14 protein-coding genes and 1 pseudogene are annotated in these 20,269 nt (G+C 74.8%); 4 read left to right on the top strand and 11 right to left on the bottom strand.

Going from position 1 to position 20,269, the window contains the following annotated elements; genetic code table 11:
* Nucleotides 1–61: 61 nt before the first annotated feature.
* Nucleotides 62–1,765, bottom strand: a complete 1,704-nt coding sequence (locus ACF08F_RS22310) for a DUF885 domain-containing protein (protein WP_392300267.1) — start codon at nt 1,763–1,765, stop codon at nt 62–64.
* Nucleotides 1,766–1,813: 48 nt separating this feature from the next.
* The gene (locus ACF08F_RS22305; protein ID WP_189513211.1) at nt 1,814–2,311 is read right to left on the bottom strand and encodes an Lrp/AsnC family transcriptional regulator; all 498 of its coding nucleotides are present in this window, start codon (nt 2,309–2,311) and stop codon (nt 1,814–1,816) included.
* A gap of 59 nt (nt 2,312–2,370) precedes the next feature.
* Between ACF08F_RS22305 and ACF08F_RS22300 the strand changes: the two genes are divergently transcribed.
* Nucleotides 2,371–3,600 carry a trans-sulfuration enzyme family protein gene (locus ACF08F_RS22300; RefSeq protein ID WP_392300266.1) on the top strand — a complete coding sequence of 410 codons (1,230 nt, stop codon included), beginning with the start codon at nt 2,371–2,373 and terminating at the stop codon, nt 3,598–3,600.
* Here the strand turns inward: ACF08F_RS22300 and ACF08F_RS22295 are convergent.
* The 7 genes from ACF08F_RS22295 to ACF08F_RS22265 all read right to left on the bottom strand — a co-directional run bounded on the left by ACF08F_RS22295 (nt 3,509) and on the right by ACF08F_RS22265 (nt 14,993).
* Nucleotides 3,509–5,029 carry a GNAT family N-acetyltransferase gene (locus tag ACF08F_RS22295; RefSeq protein WP_392300265.1) on the bottom strand — a complete coding sequence of 507 codons (1,521 nt, stop codon included), beginning with the start codon at nt 5,027–5,029 and terminating at the stop codon, nt 3,509–3,511. The two genes, ACF08F_RS22300 and ACF08F_RS22295, sit on opposite strands and share 92 nt — an antisense overlap.
* A 141-nt stretch (nt 5,030–5,170) precedes the next feature.
* The gene (locus tag ACF08F_RS22290; RefSeq protein WP_392300264.1) at nt 5,171–7,882 is read right to left on the bottom strand and encodes a DUF6493 family protein; all 2,712 of its coding nucleotides are present in this window, start codon (nt 7,880–7,882) and stop codon (nt 5,171–5,173) included.
* Between the two features lie 397 nt (nt 7,883–8,279).
* Nucleotides 8,280–9,878 (bottom strand): alkaline phosphatase D family protein, encoded by a 1,599-nt coding sequence (locus ACF08F_RS22285; RefSeq protein WP_392300263.1) that lies wholly within the window; start codon nt 9,876–9,878, stop codon nt 8,280–8,282.
* Nucleotides 9,879–10,123: 245 nt separating this feature from the next.
* Nucleotides 10,124–11,503, bottom strand: a complete 1,380-nt coding sequence (locus ACF08F_RS22280) for a PLP-dependent aminotransferase family protein (protein ID WP_392300393.1) — start codon at nt 11,501–11,503, stop codon at nt 10,124–10,126.
* Between the two features lie 184 nt (nt 11,504–11,687).
* Entirely contained in the window at nt 11,688–13,118 is a 1,431-nt protein-coding gene (locus tag ACF08F_RS22275; protein WP_392300262.1) for a flotillin family protein, read from the bottom strand.
* A 120-nt stretch (nt 13,119–13,238) separates the two neighbouring features.
* Entirely contained in the window at nt 13,239–13,754 is a 516-nt protein-coding gene (locus ACF08F_RS22270; protein ID WP_392300261.1) for a hypothetical protein, read from the bottom strand.
* A gap of 165 nt (nt 13,755–13,919) precedes the next feature.
* Entirely contained in the window at nt 13,920–14,993 is a 1,074-nt protein-coding gene (locus tag ACF08F_RS22265) for a PucR family transcriptional regulator (RefSeq protein ID WP_392300260.1), read from the bottom strand.
* A 138-nt stretch (nt 14,994–15,131) separates the two neighbouring features.
* Here ACF08F_RS22265 and ACF08F_RS22260 point away from each other — a divergent pair.
* Nucleotides 15,132–15,671 (top strand): annotated as a pseudogene (locus tag ACF08F_RS22260) (EamA family transporter); the annotation flags it as partial.
* Between the two features lie 471 nt (nt 15,672–16,142).
* On the opposite strand, the gene ACF08F_RS22255 reads toward ACF08F_RS22260, so the two are convergent.
* On the bottom strand, nt 16,143–16,973 hold the full coding sequence (locus tag ACF08F_RS22255) for an alpha/beta fold hydrolase (RefSeq protein ID WP_392300259.1): 831 nt from the start codon (nt 16,971–16,973) through the stop codon (nt 16,143–16,145).
* Nucleotides 16,974–17,091: 118 nt separating this feature from the next.
* Between ACF08F_RS22255 and sigJ the strand changes: the two genes are divergently transcribed.
* The gene (sigJ, locus tag ACF08F_RS22250; RefSeq protein ID WP_392300258.1) at nt 17,092–17,997 is read left to right on the top strand and encodes an RNA polymerase sigma factor SigJ; all 906 of its coding nucleotides are present in this window, start codon (nt 17,092–17,094) and stop codon (nt 17,995–17,997) included.
* A 295-nt stretch (nt 17,998–18,292) separates the two neighbouring features.
* Nucleotides 18,293–19,033, top strand: a complete 741-nt coding sequence (locus ACF08F_RS22245; protein ID WP_392300257.1) for a GntR family transcriptional regulator — start codon at nt 18,293–18,295, stop codon at nt 19,031–19,033.
* Nucleotides 19,034–19,087: 54 nt separating this feature from the next.
* Here ACF08F_RS22245 and ACF08F_RS22240 read toward each other — a convergent pair whose 3' ends face one another.
* On the bottom strand, nt 19,088–20,245 hold the full coding sequence (locus ACF08F_RS22240; RefSeq protein ID WP_392300256.1) for an ROK family transcriptional regulator: 1,158 nt from the start codon (nt 20,243–20,245) through the stop codon (nt 19,088–19,090).
* Nucleotides 20,246–20,269 lie beyond the last annotated feature (24 nt).

The following is a 20,269-nucleotide window of genomic DNA, read 5'->3' as shown; positions in this document are numbered from 1 at the left end:
CGGCCGATCAAGCGAGCGGCCGGGGATTCCCATGGGCTGGTACGGGGGTGGCCCCGCTCCGTCAGAGGCGCGAGAGCTCGTCGACGAGGTCGTCGAGACCCAGCGGGCCCTGCGAGAGGGCCGCCATGTGCCAGGCCTTCGCGTCGAACGCGTCGCCGTGCGCGGCCCGCGCGTTGGCCCGGCCGAGCAGCCAGGCACGCTCGCCCAGCTTGTAGCCGATCGCCTGCCCCGGCATCGAGAGGTAGCGGGTCATCTCGCTCTCCACGAAGACCGGCGGGCGGCTGCTGTGCAGCTGGAAGAACTCCTGCGCGAGCTCCGGCGTCCACCGCTCGCCCGGCCGGAACGGCGAGTCCGCCGGGATCTCCAGGCCCAGGTGCATGCCGATGTCCACGATCACCCGGCACGCCCGCATCATCTGCCCGTCGAGGTAGCCGAGCCGCCGCTCGGCGTCGGGCAGGAAGCCGAGCTCGTCCATCAGACGCTCCGCGTACAGCGCCCAGCCCTCCATGTTGGCGCTCACCTTGCCGATGGTCGCCTGGTAGCGGGAGAGCCGGTCGGCGACGTGCACCCACTGCGCGCTCTGCAGGTGATGACCGGGCACGCCCTCGTGGTACCAGGTCGACACCAGGTCGTAGACGGGGAAGCGGGTCTGGCCGTCCACCGGGAGCCAGGTGCGTCCGGGGCGCGAGAAGTCCTCGGACGGGCCGGTGTAGTACGGGGCGGCCGCCCCGCCGGCCGGCGCGATCCGGGACTCCACCCGCCGTACGCGGTCGGCCAGTTCGAAGTGGGTGCCGTCGAGCGCCGCGACGGCCTCGTCCATCAGCTCCTGGAGCCAGACCCGTACCTCCTCCACACCCTCGATGTGCGTGCCGTGCTCGTCGAGGTGGGCCAGGGCCTCCCAGGGGCCCGCGCCGGGCAGGATCCGCTCGGCCTCGGTCCGCATCTCGCCGAGGAGGCGGTGGTACTCCGACCAGCCGTACGCGTAGGCCTGGTCGAGGTCCAGGTCGGTGCCGTTGAAGTAGCGGCTCCACCGCTGGTACCGCTCACGGCCCACGGTGTTCGGCGCGTCCGCGACGGTCGGGGCGTACACGTCACGCATCCAGTCCCGCAGCGCCGCCACCGCCGCCGTGGCGCCCCGGGATGCCGCCGCGAGCTCGGCCCTGAGCTCCTCGGGCAGCGTGTCGGGACAGGACGCGGCGAACTCCTCGAACCAGCCCCGCCCTCCGCTCTCCGCGCCGGCCCACTCGGTGAGCTGGCCGACGAAGGTGGCGGTCGGGCGCGGCCCGGCGTACAGCTTGCGCTCCAGGCCGAGCGCGAGCGCGGAGCGGTAGCCCTCCAGCGCCGTGGGGACGGCCCGCAACCGGGTGGCGACCGCCGTCCAGTCCTCGGCGGTCTCCGCCGGCATCATCGTGAAGACGATGCGCACGCTGTGGGCGGGGGAGCGCATGTTGCTGACCACGCAGAGACCCTCGTCGGCCTCGTGCACGGCGAGTTCGGCCGTGAGGCGCTCCCGCAGCAGCCGGGCGCACCGCTGCTCCGCGTCGCTTCCGGCGCCGGGGGCGCTCTCCGCCGCGTCCAGGGCCGCGAGCGTCCGCCGGGCGAGGTCGGCCACGGCCTTCTGCCCGGCGGGCGAGAAGTCCGGCAGACGACCGGCGCTCTCCTTGACTCCCAGGTACGTACCGGTGATCGGGTCGAGGGCGATGAGTGCGTCGACGTGGGCGTCGGCGACCTGGCGGGGCAGCGGGCTGCTGGAAGTCTCTGGCATGGGGGTCATCCTGGCCTCTCCCGTCGGCTCCGTCACCCTCGTTCGATCTCAGTCGGCCGACAAGGAAGGGCCCGCCGAGGGCGGCAGGAGCGGGCCGCACTCCCACTGCTGGAAGATCAGCCGCGTCTCGACGCGAGCCACCTCGCGGCGCGAGGTGAACTCGTCGAGCACGAGTCGTTGCAGGTCGGCGGGGTCCGCCACGGCCACGTGGACCAGGTAGTCGTCGGGACCCGTCAGATGGAAGAGGGCCCGGGACTCGGGAAGGGCCCGGATCCGGTCGACGAACGGACCGATCAGTTCCCGCCGATGGGGGCGGACCTGGACGAGAAGAAGAGCTTCGAGCCCACGCCCGAGTTTGGCCGGATCCAGTCGTAGCTGATGACCCAGGATCACGCCCGTGCGGCGCAGCCGGGCCACTCGGTCCAGGCAGGTCGAGGGCGCCACGCCGACCTCGGCGGCGAGTTCGCGGTAGGTGGTCCGGGCGTCGTTCTGCAGGAGGCGAAGAATGTGCAGATCGACCGCGTCCAGTACGACAGATTCGGCCATCTGTCGAACGTAGCACGGCCTGTTCCCCCTACTTTCCGGTAAACGTTCACAGTGCCGCCATGGACGCCATGGACCGCGACCCCTCGGCCACCCCGAGGGCGCTCGCCACCGAAGCAGTGCACGCCGGCCGCGAGGACCTCGCCACGCTCGGTCTGCACGCCCCGCCGCTCGACCTGTCGACCACCTACCCCTCGTACGACGCCCGGGCCGAGGCCGCCCGCATCGACGAGTTCGCGACCACCGGCGCGCGGCTCGACGGCCCGCCCGTCTACGCCCGGCTCGACAACCCCACCGTGGCCCGCTTCGAGGAGGCCCTCGCCCGCCTGGAGGGCGCCGAGGCAGCCGTGGCCTTCGCCAGCGGCATGGCGGCGTTCACCGCCGTCCTGCTCGCCCGGGCCAGCCAGGGCCTGCGCCACGTCGTCGCGGTCCGTCCGCTGTACGGCTGCAGCGACCACCTCCTGGAGGCAGGTCTCCTCGGCACCGAGGTGACCTGGACCGACCCGGCGGGCATCGCCGACGCGATCCGCCCCGACACGGGCCTCGTCATGGTCGAGTCCCCGGCGAACCCGACCCTGGCCGAGGCCGACATCCGCGCCCTCGCCCACTCCTGCGGCTCCGTGCCGCTCCTCGTGGACAACACCTTCGCCACGCCGGTCCTCCAGCGCCCCGTCGAGCAGGGCGCGCGGATCGTGCTGCACAGCGCGACCAAGTACCTGGGCGGGCACGGCGACGTCATGGGCGGCGTCGTCGCCTGCGACGAGGAGTTCGCCCGTACCCTCCGCCAGGTCCGCTTCGCCACCGGCGGGGTGCTCCACCCGCTCGCCGGCTACCTGCTGCTGCGGGGCCTCTCGACCCTTCCCGTACGGGTGCGGGCGGCGTCCACGTCGGCGGCCGAGCTCGTCCGGCGCCTCGCCACGGACCCCCGGATCGCCCGCGTCCACTACCCGCGGATCGGCGGCGCGATGATCGCCTTCGAGGTGTACGGGGACCCGCACGACGTGATAGCCGGGGTACGGCTGATCACGCCGGCGGTCAGCCTCGGCAGCGTCGACACCCTCATCCAGCACCCGGCCTCCATCAGCCACCGGATCGTGGCCGAGGGAGACCGTCGCTCGGCGGGCGTCAGCGACCGGCTGCTGCGCATGTCGGTCGGCCTGGAGGACGTCGAGGACCTGTGGCGGGACCTGACGCAGGCGCTCAGCGCTCCGCCCGCCGGACCTCCTCGTGAGGCAGAGAGTGCGACGCGGGGCGCGGGCTCCGGTGCGGTGCCGTGGCCAGCCGCGCGGTGATGACGAGGGTGCCCTCCTCGATCTGGTAGTCGAGGGGGAGCCGCAGCGCCCGCATGGCGGCCACCATCCCGGTGTTGGACGCCTGGGTCACGGCGTACACGCTCTCGCAGCCGGCCTCCTCGGCCATCGCCACCAGCCGGCCGAGGAGTTCGGAGCCGATGCCCCGCCGCTGCCAGTCGTCCTCGACCATCAGGGCGACCTCGGTCTCGTCGCCGTCCCACAGGAGATGGCCGAGCGCGACGAGCCGGCCCGAGGCCGTCTGCACGGCGAGCGTCCGCCCGAAGCGGGGGCTGAGCAGATGGTCGAGGTAGCGGTCGGCGTCACCGACGGGGCCGTGGTAGCGCAGGCCGAGGGTGCGGGCCGAGCAGCGGTCGTGCATCGCCCGCGCGGCCCGCAGGTCGCGCTGGTCCGCACGACGGACCGTGATCTCGTTGCCCTCCGGCAGGGTCAGCACGTCCTGGCTGCGCGGCACGCGCGGACCGAGCCGGGCATCGAGCTCGACGAGCGCCCGGGCACGGGCGAACTCGGTCGGGGTGAAGGGCAGATAGGGCCGCTCGACGATGAGCGTGCCGCCGTGCGGATCGCGCAGCTTCATCACGGTCTCCTCCAGCACCCCTTCGACCGGCGCCTGTTCGCCGATGGGGCGGCCGGTGAGGGAGCGCGCGGGCACGGAGTGGAGCGTGCAGCGGCCGAGGAGCCCGCGCAGCGCGAGCGGCAGTTCGGCCGCGTCGAGGGCCGTACGGGTGGCCAGGCCGAGGACCCGGGTCGGGGTGTCGACCAGGTCGTGGGCGTCGGCCCGCTCGGTCCAGGTGTCGCGGCCGCCGGCCGATGTGGTCTCGCGGGCGAGGTCCTGGGCGGAGAGCTCGGCGGGGGCGCGGAGCAGGAACTCGTCGACGGTGCCCCGGGCGAGCGGGTGGGTCTGGAGGGTGAGGATGTCGACGCCCAGCCGGGCGAGGACCGTGCACAGGGCGGCGAGGCTGCCCGGGGTGTCCTCGACGGTGGTCCGCATGCGCCAGAGCGCGGTCTCGGCGGGCGGACGCGGGGCGTCCTCCGCGCCCTCGCCGCCGTCGGCCGCGCCCGTGCTCCGGCCGTCCGTGCCCGTGCCCGTGTTTTGTTCGGTCGTGCCCGTGCCTCGGCCGGCCGTCGGGGCCGTGGTGGCGCGCCCGCCGGTGGCCCCGGCCGGGGATCCGGGGGGCGGGGGATGACTGGCATGGCTGTGCCTCCGCGCCCACCAGGTGTGGAACGCGACGGTGGCGACCAGCGCGATCGCCGAGAACACCAGCAGGTAGGGGCCGTCGGGCCCCTTGGCGATGGTCTTGGCGATCGTGTCGGCCACCACCACGGCGGTGAAGAGGGCGGCGAGCTCGATCAGGTCGTGCCGCCAGTGGTGCGGGCGGCGGTTGCTCTTCGAAGACGTCACATCGGTCATGACCTCACTGTGACCCAGCGGTGTTGCGTGATCACGAACGTTCTGTGACTGACGGGTTAAGCGCCGATCTGGTGCCTTAGGGCCCGTTTCAGGCCGTTTGGGTCAGGGTCTGATCGGGCCCGTGACCGGGCCTTGACCGGCTCACCGTCCGAGCGCCTCCCGCAGCCGCCTCGCCTGGACGACCAGCTGCGTGGAGCCCTTCGCCGAGGCGAGGCCGTCCAGGCCGGGAAGCTCACCCCGCGCCCCGCACCGCTCCACGCAGTCGGCCGCCACCGCGAGCACCTCGCCCAGACCCCGCACCGGCTGCCCCGCGCCCAGCGCCTCCGGGAGCGCCGCGGCGAGAACCGCCCAGACCGTCCCGTACGCCCCGGTGGCCGCCGCCGTCCGGGCCGCGTCCGCCAGCCGGTTCGGCTTGACCGAACCCTCGGCGAGCAGCCACGCCAGCTCCTCGCCCACCCGCCGCGCGTCCAGGTCCCCCCGGGACGCGAGCACGAGCAGCGCGTCCACCGCCCGCAGCCGGTCGTCCGCGTCCCCGTGACCCAGCCCGAGCGCGAGGGCGAGCGCCACGGCCCGGCCCATCCGGCCCTCGGCCTCGGCCACCCCCGTCAGCGGCTCGGCCGAGTCCCGCGTGCCGCCGCCGACGGACCGCGCGAGCGAGGGCACGAGACAGGCCGCGAGCACCTCACGGTCGGCCGGCAGGACCGACGCCCAGTGCTCCCCGCCGGTGATCCAGTGGGAGCAGGAACGGGGAGCCGCCTCCGAGGCGCCGCCCAGCCACCGGAACGCGGGCGGGAACTCCGCCCCCACCACGGCACTGTCGGCGAACTCCACGACCAGCCGGTGGACGACGTGCCACCGCATCAGCGACCGGTCCTCCTCCCGCGCGAGGACCCGCACGTCCGCCGCCACCGGCGCGTCCGCCCGCAGCCACGCGGCGAGCCGCAGCCCCGCCGGGGTGTCCAGTGCCCAGGCCTCCTCGGCCGCCCGCCCGGCCCCCGGGTCGCCCCGCAGGACCCGCAGCAGCGCCTGGGCCAGGTCGGCGGGGGCGGGTTCGACGCCCGCGTCCCGGTAGGCGCGCAGCCGCTCCACGAGCGTCGCCGGATCGATGCCGCCGGTGCTCAGGGTCGGCGAGGCCAGCAGGAAGGGCAGCGCGTCCGTGCCGACCAGGGCGGCGGCCTCCCACAGCCGGGTCTCCCTGATGCCCGTCAGCCCCTCGTGGGGACAGGCCGTCGCCTCCGGCTCACGCGCGAGACGGGCGTCGATCCACGACCGGTCCACCGTCCCGAGCAGCCCCGCGAGCACCGAGTGCACACCGTGGCTGTCGTACGCGAAGTGGTACGGCTCCCCCCACTCCGTCGTGGCGAACGCCTCCCGCACCGCCGAGGTCAGCGCCTCCCGGTCCCGGTGCGCGTGGCGCACCAGCCCGTCCAGGGCCCGCTCGAACCGCACCGGATCCTCGGAGACCCCCTTCGCCAGCAGCTCCTCCACCAGCTCCTCGACCGTCGACGCCGGCGGACCGACCGGCAGCGGCGCGGGCACGGGCGGCAGGATCTCCTCGTACGGAAGCCCGGTCCCGCCCTCCACGGACGCCCCGAACAGCTCCACGGCCTCCCGCCGGTGCACCGGGCTCAGCAGCCCGGCCTGATCGGTCAGCTCCCGTCGTACGGAGTCGTCCACGGCCGACAGATGACGGCCCACCAGCTTCAGACCACGCCCCTGGAGCTCGGTGTCCTCGTTCCCGAAGACCTCCGCCACCGCGGGCAGCAGCCCGGCCGCGGCGTCCGGCTCCCGCGCCAGCACCTTGCCGACCAGCGCCAACTGCGCCCGCACCAGCTTCTTCTCGGTCCGGAAGAGCGCCGCGGCCGTCATCTCGGCCAGCGCGCCGGCCGGCAGCGCCCCCTCCTCCGCCAGCCCGGCCAGCGCCTCCTGCGCGTACCCCGCGATCGGCGACGGGGCGTCCGCCACCATCCCGACCAGGTCAGGGACCCGCTCCCGGAACTCCGCCGCGGTCGGCTCGACCAGCCGCAGCACGTCCATGGGGAACCGCAGGTCACGCGGGCGTCCGCCGCGCAGCAGCCGGGAGACCGCCGCGTCCAGGACCTCCGACCGGTCCACCACGCCCTCCCCGACGAGCGCCGCGACCGCCGAGGGCCAGTGCGCCTGCGGAGCCTCGGTGAGCGTCCAGGTCAGCTCGTCGGGGCTCTCCGCCATCGACAGCGCGTGGACCACGAGGACCGGCGTCTGCGGGTCCTGCCGCAGGCGCCCCAGGAGCGCGGGGGTGTCGGCCGACCGCCGCCACCGGCTGCCCGCCCGGAACTCCCAGGCCCAGCCCAGGACATAGCCGTCCGTAGCCGGCACCGCGCAGCCCGCACGCTCGGCGAGCCCGCGGATCACCCGGTGGCTGTGCTCCGCCACGGACGGCCGCGCGGCGAGCCGGGCCGCCATGTCGGCCAGCCACTCCGGAGCCCGGCCGGCGACCGCCCGGAGCACCAGGTGAGCGCCCTCCGAGCGCCAGGGCAGCAGATCACGGCCACCGAGCCAGGTCGCCGCCCCCGCCGCCCCCGGGTGACAGCCCGCCCCCGCGACGTACAGCGCGCGCCGGACGGCGGCCGCCTCCCTCGGGCGCTTCGACTCCCAGCCCCGCACCTCGGCGCGCAGCACCTTCAGCTCCGCGAGCGCCGTCTTCCGCTCGGCCTCGCCCAGCCCCTCCAGCAGCGCGGGCACGTCCTTCGCGTGCCCACCGCGCACCGCCTCGACCAGCGTCCCGCTCCGCACGGCCACTCCGCCCACCTCGGCCCCCTCGCCGTTCGCCGCCGTCCCCACGACCTTCTCCGTCCCCATGGCGCTCCCCATCTCCACGGCTCCTTCCGCCCCTCGCGTCACCGTCCCGGCCCCCACCGCGCGCTCCTCCGCCTCGCCTCCCGTCACCCCGTCACCGCCGTCGTCCCCCGCACGGCCCGCGGCTGCCCTCCCACCGCCGGCGCCGGCACCGGCTCGGCGGCCGAGGCGCCCCGCCGGACCATCCGCACCGCGAGCGCGTGCTTGCACGGGCCTCGGCACCCCGGGGAGTGAGACCCCCGCCGTCTCCAGGCCGAGCAGCCGGCCGGAGCCCGTGGACTCCAGCGCGGAAGGGCGTGCGTAGGCGAGCGCATGTACGGATCGCGTCATGAGGAAAACGGTAGGACCCGCCACTGACAATCACCCCGGAAGCCCAGCCGCTCCACCTCCGGCCGGCCGACCCGTCAGCCGGTCACTGCCCGACGAGCCCCGGCCGCAGCACCTTGCTGAACAGCACCGACCCGCCCTCGGCCCGCAGCCGTACCGTCAGTTCGCCGCTGTGTCCGTCGATGTCGACCTCGCCGAAGTACTGCGGGCTCTCCATCGGCGACAGGTTCGCCCGCTCCGGCGCTCGGACGAACACCCGCTCCGGACCGAAGGTCGCGTCCAGCGCGTTCGCCGGGAACCCGCCCGCCGCCAGCGGCCCCGAGACGAACTCCCAGAAGGGCGCGAAGTCCTGGAAGGCCGCCCGCTCCGGGGCGTAGTGCTGCGCCGAGGTGTAGTGCACGTCCGCCGTCAGCCACACCGTGCCGGTGATGCGGCGGTGTTTCACGAACCGCAGCAGCTCCGCGATCTGGAGCTCGCGGCCCAGCGGCGCGCCCGGGTCGCCCTGCGCGACCGCCTCGAAGTTGGCGGAGCCGTCCGGCACGACGAGCCCGAGCGGCATGTCCGCGGCGAGCACCTTCCACACCGCCGTCGAAGCGGCCAGCTCCCGCTTCAGCCAGGCGAGCTGCTCCGCACCCAGGATGCCCGTGGTGTCGTCGGCCTGCCGGCCGGGGGAGTTGGCGTTCCGGTACGACCGCATGTCGAGCACGAACACGTCGAGCAGCGGGCCGTACCGCACCACCCGGTGCATCCGGCCCGCCCGCGCGCCGGAGCCCCCGCGCGCGTGGAGGGTGGACACCGGCGTGTACTCGCCGAAGGCGCGCAGCGCGCGGGCCGCCAGGACGTCCACGTCCTTCTCCGTGTACCGCGCGTCGTCCAGGATCTGCCCCGGGTACCAGTTGTTGCGCACCTCGTGGTCGTCCCACTGCACCACCGACGGCACCTGCGCGTTGAACGCCCGGACGTTGTGGTCGAGCAGGTTGTACCGGAAGTTGCCCCGGTACTCGGCGAGCGTCTCCGCGACCTTCGACTTCTCCGGCGTCGTGACGTTCCGCCAGATCCGCCCGTCGGGCAGCGTCACGCTCGGCTGGACGGGCCCGTCCGCGTAGATCGAGTCGCCGCTGCACAGGAAGAAGTCCGGGTCCAGACGGCGCATCTCCTCGTACGCGCGGAAGCCGCCGATGTCCGGGTTGATGCCCCAGCCCTGGCCCGCGATGTCACCCGACCAGAGGAAGCGGACCCCGTCACGGCGCCGCTCCGGGGCCGTCCGGAACGTGCCGACGACCGGCTCGCCCGTCCGGCGCGGGTCGTCCGGGTCCGCCAGCGTCACCCGGTAGTGGATCTGCTCGCCGGCCGGCAGCCCGCGCAGCGCGGTGGTGCCGGTGAAGTCGGTGCCCGCGCCGACGAGCGGCCCGTGGTGCCGGCGTACCCGACGGAAGGACTCGCTCGCCGAAGTCTCGACGAGCACGCGCGCGGGCCGGTCCGAACGCACCCACACCAGACCGGAAGAGGCGGTGACGTCGCCCGTCTGCACGCCCCAGCCGGCCCGCGGCCGCCCCGAGAGCGCGAGCGCCGGCGCCGCCAGGCCCGTGCCGCCGAGCACGAGTGCCGCCGAGGCGGCCAGCGACCCGCGCAGCACACCGCGCCGGGCGGGGGACGGTGAAGGAGCGGGTGAGGGAAGGGACATGGAAGACCTCCGGGAGCGTGTCCGGGCGCGCGGGCCGCGCCGCCGCACCCTGCCTAACGGCCGGGGGCGGCGCCCGCGCGAACCCCGCGTGAACAGATCACTCCCGGCCCGCCGTCGCGGGCGGGTCACTCCCGGCCCACTGTCACGGGCAGGTCACTCCCGGACCGCCGTCTCGGGCAGGTCACTCCCGCCCCGCCGTCGCGGGCAGGTCACTCCGATCGGTCCCTCGTGCCCCGCCCCGCCTGTCACTCCCGCCCCATGGCCTCCGCCGCGAGCCGCACGCCCCGCGCGATCGCCGAGGGCGTCAGGTGCGCGTACCCGAGGACCAGGCGTACGTCCCCGTCGGCGGGCCGCTCCGTGCCGTACTCCTCCAGGGGCCGCAGCGCCACACCCGCCTCCGCCGCCCGCGCCAGGAACCGCGCGGGAGGCCCGAATCGGCCCGGCACGCGCGCGATGACGTGCAGTCCGGCCGCGATCCCGCTCACCCGGGTGCCCGGCAGATGCTCGTCGAGCGCGGCGAGCAGCGCGTCCCGCCGCTCCCGGTAGGCGCGCTGACAGCGCCGCAGCTGCCGGTCGTACCCGCCGCTCGTCACGAACTCCGCCAGCGTGGACTGATCGAGGACGGGATTGCCGAGGTCCATCGTCCTCTTCCGCTCGGCCACCTCGCCCAGCAGAGCCCCCGGGACGAGCATCCAGCCCAGCCGCAGCCCGGGCGCCAGGGACTTGCTGACCGAGCCCGCGTACACGACGCGCTCCGGGTCGAGCCCCTGGAGCGCGCCCACCGGTGCCCGGTCGTATCGGAAGTCCCCGTCGTAGTCGTCCTCCAGGACGTACCCGTCCACCGTCCGCGCCCAGTCGAGGAGCGCCGCGCGGCGCTCAGCCGACCAGCTGATCCCGGACGGGAACTGGTGCGAGGGGGTCACGACCACCGCGCGCACCCCCGAGCCGGCGAGCGGCCCGGGCCGCAGCCCCTCCTCGTCCAGCGGCAGCCACACCGTGTCCATGCCGGTCGCGGCGAACAGCCGCCCGTGCTCCGGGCTGCCAGGATCCTCGACGCCGACCGCCCGCAGCCCGCGCGCCCGCAGCACGAAGCCGAGCAGCGTCGACGCCTGCGCCACGCCCGAACAGACCACGAGCCGCTCCGGGTCGGCCACCACGCCCCGGCGCCGCGCCAGCATCCCGGCCAGCGCCTCGCGCAGCTCGGGCAGTCCGCGCGGATCCGGGTAGCCGAGCGAGGGGTGCGGCAGCCGTGCCAGGACGGACCGCTGGGCCGCCGCCCACGCGGCCCTCGGGAACAGCGACAGGTCGGGTGTGCCCGGACGGAAGTCCACCAGGACCCCCGGCGCCCCGGCCGCCGGGGGCCGGGCCGCGCGCACGGCCGAGCGCGCCGCACCGCCCACCCAGGTCCCCGCGCCCCGGTCGCTGCGCAGGTACCCCTCCGCGGTGAGCTGCTCGTACGCCTCCGTGACCAGCCCCCGCGAGACGCCGAGGTCGGCCGCGAGCTCACGGCTCGACGGCAGTCGGGTCCCGGGCGTCAGCCGCCCCGAGCGCACGGCGTTCCGGAGGGCCTCCTGAAGGGCCCGCCCCCGCCGCCGGGCCGGGGCGCCGGCCGCCGGCAGGAGCAACTCCCAGGCGGGCTGGGGTGACACGCCGGACCCGGACGGCACGTCCGCCGCTGACGGCACCTCCGTCACCTCCAGCACCTCCGGCCCTGACGACACGCCCGTCGCTGACGACACGTCCGCCGCCTCTGATGACACGTCCGCCTCACGACCTTCTCTCCGGGAGCCCGCTCCCGACGAGTCTGCCCTACTCGCCGATCTCGACCGGAGTGCCGGCGGTGGCCGGTGCCGGGGCCGGCGCGGGGACCGGCTTCCGCTGGGTGATGCCCTGGAGGAGCTGGGAGAGGTCGACACCCGTGGTGGAGGAGAGGAGTTCCATGCCCTGGGCGACGTTGTCGGTGACGGTACGGGTCAACCGGCCTGCCCCGTCGGTGGAGATGACGGTCAGCTTGTCGACGGCCGACAGCGGCTCGGACGCCTTGGCGACGACCTGCGGCAGGACCTCGACGAGCATCTGGAGGACGGCGGCGTCACCGTACTGCGCGAAGGCGTCGGCCTTCTTCTCCATGGCCTCGGCCTCGGCGGAGCCCCGCGCGGTGATGGCCGCGGCCTCGGCCTCGCCCTCGATGCGCACGGCGTCGGCGAGCGCGGCCCGGTGGGCCTTCTCGCCCTCACCCGTGAGCCTGGCCCGCTGGGCGTCCGCCTCGGCCTGCTTGACCAGGGCGATACGGCGGGCCTCGGCCTCCTGCTCGGCCTGGTAGCGGGCGGCGTCGGCGGGCTTGCGGACCTGGGTGTCGAGCTGGCGGTCGGTGAGCGCGGCCTGGCGCGCGGCGACCTTCTCCTGCTCGGCCAGGATGTCCTGCTGGCGTGCGGCGTCGGCGAGCGGACCGGCCGCGTTCGCCTGGGCCGCGGCCTCGTCGGTCTGGGCCTTGATCTCGGCCTGCTTCAGATAGAGGGTCCGCTGCGCGATCGCGATCTCCTCCTCCGCCTTCAGCCGGGCCTGCTCGGCGGCACGCCGCGCGACGGCCTCGGCGATGTCCGCCTCCTGCTTGGCGCGGGCGGCCTCGGGGCGCCCGAGGTCCTCCAGGTAGGAGCCCTCGGTGGTGATGTCCTGGATCTGGAAGGCGTCCAGGACCAGGCCCTGACCGGACAGGCTGGCCTCGGCCTCCTCGGCGACCTGCCCGGCGAAGGCGGCGCGGTCCCGGATGATGTCCTCGACCGACATGCGGCCGACGATGGACCGCAGCGCGCCGGACAGCACTTCCTGGGTGAAGCCGACGATGCCGTCCTGCTGCATGAGGAACCGCTGGGCGGCGGCCCGGATCGAGTCCTCGGTGCCGCCGACCTTGACGATCGCGACGCCCTCCAGATTGGCCTTCACCCCGCGCAGGGTGACCGCGCCGCGGACCGCGACGGGGATGTGCCGGCTCGACAGGTCGAGGGTGAACTTCTGCTGCACGAACGGCACGACGAACACCCCGCCGCCGACCACGACCTTCTGACCGCTGTTGTCGGTGAACACCCGCCCGGTGGCGGGATCCGTCGCCTGCTTGCCGCGCCGGCCGGTGATGATGAACGCCTCGCTGGGCCCGGCGACCTTGTAGCGGGTGACGACGGTCAGGCCGAGGAGCACGACGAGGACGACGATGCCCACGACGGCGGCCAGGACTGGACTCATGGTGAACTCCCTTTGGACGGAAGGTGAGAAGAAGAAGAGATGGCAGCCCGGACGGGGGCCGACTCTCGTCGCACCCCGGTCGGCACCCGGCGCCGGCGGCCCGGTCGCGGCGCCCGGCGGTCAGCGTTCGACGGGCCGGACCGTCACCGACGTCGGCGACAGCACGGACTCCACCCACACCTCGGCGCCCCGTGCCACCGGTTCCGCGGCCTTCGCCGCGTACTTCACGGGCTGCCCGGCCAGGTACAGCAGGACCTCGCCGTAGCCTCCTGCGGGGATGGCCGTGACCACGGCTCCCGAGGTCCCCGTGAGGTCCTCGCCCCGGGGTGCGGGCGCCGCGCCGTCCCGGAGCAGCGCCCGGCCGAACCGCCAGGTGAGCCAGGCCGCGAGCGCGCCCGCGGCGACGCCTGTGAGGGTCGCGGCCACGACGCCGGCCCCGGCGGCTCCTGTCGCGATGGCCCCGGTGAACCCGAGCGCCGAGACGAAGCCGGCGACGACCGGCAGCGAGAGGACCCCGTCGAGCGCGCCGAACCCGGCGCCGATCGACTCGAAGAACCCTTCGAGGAGGCCGTCGAAGACCAGGGAGAGGGCCAGCAGGACGAGGCCCGCGCTGCCGAGACCCAGAAACCACCCCATGCGCGCCACCCCGTTCCGTACGACCGTTCCGCCCCCGCGAGAAGGCTTTCACGGAACCGCACGCGTGTTCATTGCCGGAATCCGGCAGTCTTTACGCGTTCTTGATGCCGTCGCGGGCGGGATGGGGCGGGAAGGGGCGAGGCGCGGCGGGACCCTCGGGGACGGTCACAGAGGCTGGTCGGGCCAGCCGAGGAGCCGGGCCCCGACCGTGGCCGTCTGCAGGGTGTAGCGCTGGACCGGATCGCCGGGATCCGAGCCCGTCAGCCGGTGGATGCGGTCGAGCCGGTACGTCATCGCCCGCACGCTCAGGCTGAGGCGGCGAGCCGCCTGCGCGGTGACGCAGCCGGTGTCGAAGTAGGCGGTGAGCGTGTCGAGCAGCGGCTTCGGACCGCCGCGCGCCTCGGTGAGCGGTCCCAGCACGGTGTGGACGAGATCGGCCATGGCCTGCCGGTCGCGGGCGAGGACCGGGTAGACGAGCAGGTCCGCCGCGTGCAGGACCGGGTCGTCCAGTTCCATCCGGGTGGCGAGGTCGAGGGCGTTGAGGGCCTCCTCGTAGGAGTGGACGACGCCGCCGGCGCCCGGGTGGGCGCGGCCGATCGCGACCTGGCCGCCACCGGTGGCCGCGTATGCCTGCTTGGCGAAGTGGGCGAGCAACTCGGGCTCGTCCGCCGGGGCCAGGCAGACGAGCCGCCCGTCCTTGGTCGTGAGCAGGATCCGCCGGTCGCCGAAGCGGGCGAGGAGCGAGGACTCGACGGCCCGGGTGACCGCGCAGCCGTCGTCGTACGGCTCAGGGCCCCGGGCCACGGCCACGGCGTGGGCGTGGGACAGGAGCAGCCCGAAGCGCACCGCGCGCTCGGCGAGCCTCCCGAGGTCGCTGCGGCCGTAGAGCAGGTCGTCGACGAACTCCCGCCGTGCGGCCTCCTCCTGACGGATCGCCAGTCGCTGTGCCCGCTCGTGCCCCTCGGCGAACGCGTCGACGGCGTGCTCGACGGCGCTCAGGAGGTGACCGACGGCGGAGTGCGGAACCTCTGGCAGGACCCGCTGCGCGGCCGAGAGGTGGGCGCGGACGAGGGCCCGCAGACCGATGCCGGCCTCCGCGGCCCGCTCCCCCCGGGAGCGCAGGGCCTCGCGCTCGTCACGGGTGAGCCTGCGGCCGGCCGCGCACACACCGGTCAGGATCTCGGAGTACCCGTCCAGGTACTCCTCGACCGGCTCCCTCTCGCTGCCCGTCTCCGTCACGGCCCCTCCCGCCCTGAGCTGCGCGTCCTGACGAGTTCCCGACGCGTGCGGACCAAGGGTGACACGCAGAGCACCCGCACGGGGAACGGAGGGGTTCCCCCTGCGTCGTACGGACGCGGTCGCCACCGGCGTACGGACATGCTCCCCACCGTCGTACGGACACGGTCCACTCCTCCGTACGGACGCGGTCCCCACCGGCGCACGAAGTGGTCCCCGATAGCGCGGGGAAAGTGGACCTCCACCAGGGCCGCCCCGCTTCCTAACGTCGGGACCATGAACGCGAACTCCCTGCGGGGCGTCCTGCTCGTGACCCTCGCCTACGCACTCGTCGGCGCCTCCTTCACCGCCAACAGCCTCCTCGGCGCCTATCCGTACGCGGGCGGGCAGGCGCTGCGGTACGCGGCGGCCTGTCTGCTCCTGCTCCCGCTCCTCGGCCGTGGAGGACTGGCTCCGCTCCGGGTCCTGACCCTCCGTCACTGGCTGCGGCTCGGCGCGGTCGCGGCCGTCGGCATGGTCGGCTTCAACCTCGCGATCCTGGCCGCCGAGCGGACCGCCGAACCGGCCGTACCGGGCGTCCTGGTCGGCTGCGCCCCGGTCGTCGTCGCCGTCCTCGTCCCGCTGACGGAGGGCCGCAGGCCCGCCCCCGCCGTTCTGTACGGGGCGCTGCTCGTCGCCGCCGGCGCCTTCACCGTGCAGGGCTGGGGGCGGACGGACCTGGCCGGGATCGGCTGGTCGGTGGCGGCGCTCGTGGGCGAGGTGGGGTTCACGGTGCTCGCCGTACCGGTGCTGCGGCTGCTCGGGCCGAAGCTGCTGACCGCCGCGGTGTGCGGGGTCGGGGCGGTCGAGGCGACGCTCCTCGGTCTCGTCGTCGACGGGGCCGGGTTCGTCCGGATGCCGACGGCCGTGGAGACGGGCGCGCTGGTCTGGCAGGCGGCCCTGGCCACCGTCGTCGGCTTTGTCCTCTTCTACATGGGCGTCCAGCGGATCGGGATGGAGCGGGCCACCCTCTACACCGGGGCGATCCCGGTCGCCGCGGCCCTCAGCGCCGCCGCCGTCGCGGGCGCCGCCTTCGGGCTCCCGCAGGCGGCCGGCAGCCTCCTGGTGGGGGCCGGGGCCGCGCTGGGCACCGGCCTGTTCGGCCGGGCGCGGTCAGCGGCTGCCGTCCAGGACGACGCGGGCGACGAGAGCGGGATCGTCGTTCATGGGAACGTGCCCGCAGCCGGGCAGCCGCACGAGCCGGGCGTCGGGCAGGGCGTGCTTGGCGCGGACGCCCTGGCGGGGCAGGAGCAGCCGGTCCTTGGTGCCCCAGGCGACGGTGACCGGGACGGCGGGCACGTCGTCGCGGAAGCGGGCGGTGCGGCCCGCGGCCAGGGTCTGGTGGAAGCCGGTGGCCGCGCGCAGCGCGAGGGTCTCGGCGAGGACCGCCTCGGGTGAGCGGCGGCCCGGGCGCGCGTAGATGGTGCTGGTGAGCACGGTCCGGCCGGCGGGCGTACGGGAGAGCCGCTCGATCAGCGGCACGGGCAGCGACAGGGCCGCGCCCCGCATGGCCCGCAGCGTCCCGAAGGCGTACCGCCGCTCGGCCTCGGACCAGAAGCCGGCGGGGGAGAGGGCGGTCACCGAGCGCACCAGCTTCTCCCGGCCGAGCTCGATCGCGAGCAGCCCGCCCAGGGAGTTCCCCGCGACGTGCGGGCGGTCGAAACCGACGGCCTCGCAGAAGGCGCCGAGCACCGGGACGACGGCGGACAGATCGTAGGGACAGCCCTCGGGCAGCCCGTCAGAGGCGCCGAACCCGGGCAGGTCGACGGCGATCACCTCGCGCTCGCCGGCCAGGATGTCGAGCACCGGCTCCCAGGCCTGCCAGTGGTGCCCGATGCCGTGGAGCAGCAGCAGCGGTTCCCCCGCGCCCCTCCGCTCGTACGTCAGGGACGTCGTACGGGGACCCGAAGGGGTCTCGATCGAGAACGCGATCCGTGCGGGCATGCCGGCTCCCTGCGGTTACTCAGATGACTCGTCAGCAAGAATTACCGTTCGGTAGCCGGTAGTTCAAGAGCGGGAGCGGAAACTGGACAGGGTGGCGGTGGTGGGCTGGGATGGACGGGTGCCCACCGATACCGCGACCACGCCGACCGACACCCTCACCGCCCTCTTCGAGGAACACCGCCGGATGCTCCTCGGTGTCGCCTACCGGATGCTCGGCCGCGCCGCCGACGCCGAGGACGTCGTCCAGGAGGCCTGGCTCCGCTGGGCCGCCGAGGACCGCGCCGCCGTCCGCGAACCGCGCGCCTTCCTCGTACGGATCACCACCCGGCTCGCGATCGACCGGCTGCGCCAGGCCCAGGCCCGCCGCGAGTCCTACGTCGGCCCCTGGCTGCCGGAACCCGTCGTCACCGACTTCGGGCCGACCGCCCCCGACACCGCCGAGCGCGCCCTGCTCGCCGACTCCGTCTCCCTGGCGGTCCTCGTCGTCCTGGAGTCCCTCTCCCCGCTGGAGCGGGCCGTCTTCGTGCTCCGCGAGGCCTTCGGCTTCCCCTTCGCGGAGATCGCCACCGCGCTCGACCGCACCGAGGCGGCCGTGCGCCAGCTCGCCGGGCGGGCCCGGCGCCACGTCGACGAGGGCAGGCCGCGCTACGACGTCGACCCGGCCGAGCGCCGCGACCTCACCGAGCGCTTCCTCGCCGCCGCGGCCGGCGGCGACCTCGGTGAGCTCCTCTCCCTCCTCGCCCCGGACGCGCGCCTCGTCGGCGACAGCGGCGGCAAGTCCAAGGCCCCGCTGCGGATCATCGACACCGCCGACAAGGTCGGCCGCTTCCTCGCCGGTGTGGCGAAGGCGGCGGAGGGGATCTACGCGTACCGCTTCGCCGAGCTCAACGGCGCCCCCGCCGTCGTCGCCCTCCAGGACGGCAGGCCGGACTCGGTCTTCCAGGTCGAGGTGCGCGACGGCCGCGTCCAGTGCGTCTACATCATCCGCAACCCCGACAAGCTCCAGGCCCTCGCCGACCTCTGAGGCCCGCGGCCCCCGGGCCACCCCATCGGCCCCGCTCCCGGCCAGTCCTCCGGCCCCCCCTCCGGCCCCGTCTCCCGACCCGGGAGGCGGGGCCGATTGCTGCGCCGGGCACACGAAGGCGCGAACGTCCTGTGAACGATCTAGGTCAGAGGGTCACATTCGGGGTCGTCTGACGGAGGATTGGTCTTGACCAAGGGGGTGGCTCGCCTTATGGTCGCAGAGTTAGTGCAGGAACCTTTAATAAACAAGGGCGCGGAAAAACGCCGCGGGACACGGCGAATTGCGGAGGATCAGGGTGGGGACCACGCAGCTGGAATCGGTACCGGAGCCGAAGTACCAGCACCTCAAGACAGTGATCGGCGAAGCGCTCGACTCGGACTTCGCCGTCGGAGAGATCCTGCCCAACGAGCGGGAGCTCGCGGCGCGCTTCGGCGTCGCCCGTGCCACCCTCCGCCAGGCCCTGGAGCAGCTGGAGCTGGAAGGCCGCCTCCAGCGCCGCCGCGGCGTCGGCACCACCGTCGCCCCGCCGCGCGTCGGCGTCGACGTCTCCACCGCCCAGCACGCCTGGCCCGGCGTCGCCGACGAGACCTGGCAGCCCCAGGACTCCGTCTCGGACGTGGCCCCGACCGCCGTCGCGCGCGTCCTGGAGACCGAGCCGGGCGAGCGGGTGCACGTCGTCCGCCGCATCCGCGTCACCCAGGGCCAGCCGGTCGCCGCCGAGCTGCTCTACGTGCCCGCGTCCTCCGTGCCGGGCCTCAGCGCCATCGACGCCCCCGCCGGCTCCGCCCGGGCCCGCGCCGTGCTGCGCGAGCTCCAGCACCTCGCCCTCGACGGCCAGGACCGCTCCGTGGAGCTCGGTTCCGCCCGCGCCGACGACGCCAAGGAACTCGACCGGCTGCCCGGCGCGCCCGTCCTCGTCGTGACGACCCGCTACCTCTCCGAGGGGCGCACCGCCGCCGTCTCCGTGGCCACCTACCGCGCCGACACCTGCCGCCTCACCTTCGGCGACTCGGTCGACCTGGTGATGGCCTCCTGACACCTCGCGCTCCGCGCGCACACGGCCCGTCGAGGCACCGCCACCACCGGCGGTTCAGCGGCGGGCCGTCACCGTTCCGTCGACCGCGAAGAGCTGCTCCTCGACGTGGTCCAGGGCGAGGCGCAGCGCACCCGTGCCCACGGCGGCCTCGCCCAGCAGCGAGAGCACCACGCGCGGCGGCCGCAGGCAGAAGCGCGCCAGCTCCTCGCGGAGCGGCGGCAGCACCCCGTCGAGCCCGGCGGCCCAGCCGCCGACGACCACCAGCTCGGGGTCGAGCGCCAGCACCAGCGCCGCCACGTCGTGCACCAGCCGCTGGATGAACCGGTCCACCGCCGCCTCCGCCCGCGCGTCGCCCTTCCGGGCCAGCGCGAAGACCTCGGCGACCGCCTGCTCGTCCAGCGGGTGCAGCGGCTCGTCGGTGGTCGACAGGAGGTGCTCGGGGGTGACCCCGCGGCCCAGCAGGTGCAGGGCGCCGATCTCGCCGGCCGCTCCGCCGTAGCCACGGTGCAGCCGGCCGCCGATCAGGGACCCGGCGCCCGGGCTCAGCCCGGCGAGCACGAAGACGATGTCGTCGGAGTCGGTCGCGGCACCCTTCCAGTGCTCGGCGACCGCCGCCGCGTTCGCGTCGTTCTCGACGATCACCGGGCAGCGGAAGGAGCGGCGCAGCCGCTCGCCGAGCGCGAGACCCGTCCAGCCGGGCAGCGCCGTACCCAGGCGGACCGTCCCGTCGGCCTCCACGATGCCGGGCGTCCCGACCCCGACGGCCCGCAGATTGGACCGGGCGACCCCGGCCCTGCGCAGGACGTCGGCGACGACCGCGCGCACCTTGTCCAGGCGCTCGTCCTCGGGAGCGGTCTCCGCCACCTCGCGGGACCCGGCGCCGATGATCCGGCCGTCCAGACCGGACAGCAGCGCGGCGACGCGGTGCGGGCCGATCTCGATGCCGAGGAGGTGACCGGCCTCCGCGCGGAAGCGGAACCTCCGCGCCGGGCGCCCCTGGCGCCGGGCCTCGCCCTCCTCGGGCGCGGACTCGACGACGAGCCCGCCCTCCATGAGTCCCTCGACGACACCCTCGACCGTCGGCCGGGACAGACCCGTGATCCGGGTCAGGTCCGTGAGCGTGGGCGCGTCGGCGCCCCGCAGGGCATGGAGTACCACCGCGGAGTTGATCCGCCGCAGCAGAGACGGATCCCCGCCGGTCAGCCGCCCCACCGTGTGTCCTCCCAGCTCGTGCAC

It is taken from the genome of Streptomyces sp. NPDC015130 (genome assembly GCF_043080005.1).
Classification (GTDB): Bacteria; Actinomycetota; Actinomycetes; order Streptomycetales; family Streptomycetaceae; genus Streptomyces.
Note: the sequence above shows the minus strand (reverse complement) of the source record. Positions and strands in the feature narration are given on the sequence as shown.

Bases quoted from the DNA above. Each gene is read 5' to 3' on its own strand.
- ACF08F_RS22285 (WP_392300263.1), bottom strand. From the start codon at position 9,878: ATGTCCCTTCCCTCACCCGCTCCTTCACCGTCCCCCGCCCGGCGCGGT.
- ACF08F_RS22290 (WP_392300264.1), bottom strand. From the start codon at position 7,882: ATGGGGAGCGCCATGGGGACGGAGAAGGTCGTGGGGACGGCGGCGAAC.
- ACF08F_RS22305 (WP_189513211.1), bottom strand. From the start codon at position 2,311: ATGGCCGAATCTGTCGTACTGGACGCGGTCGATCTGCACATTCTTCGC.
- ACF08F_RS22295 (WP_392300265.1), bottom strand. From the start codon at position 5,029: ATGACCGATGTGACGTCTTCGAAGAGCAACCGCCGCCCGCACCACTGG.
- ACF08F_RS22270 (WP_392300261.1), bottom strand. From the start codon at position 13,754: ATGGGGTGGTTTCTGGGTCTCGGCAGCGCGGGCCTCGTCCTGCTGGCC.
- ACF08F_RS22310 (WP_392300267.1), bottom strand. From the start codon at position 1,765: ATGCCAGAGACTTCCAGCAGCCCGCTGCCCCGCCAGGTCGCCGACGCC.
- ACF08F_RS22255 (WP_392300259.1), bottom strand. From the start codon at position 16,973: ATGCCCGCACGGATCGCGTTCTCGATCGAGACCCCTTCGGGTCCCCGT.
- ACF08F_RS22300 (WP_392300266.1), top strand. From the start codon at position 2,371: ATGGACGCCATGGACCGCGACCCCTCGGCCACCCCGAGGGCGCTCGCC.
- ACF08F_RS22275 (WP_392300262.1), bottom strand. From the start codon at position 13,118: ATGAGTCCAGTCCTGGCCGCCGTCGTGGGCATCGTCGTCCTCGTCGTG.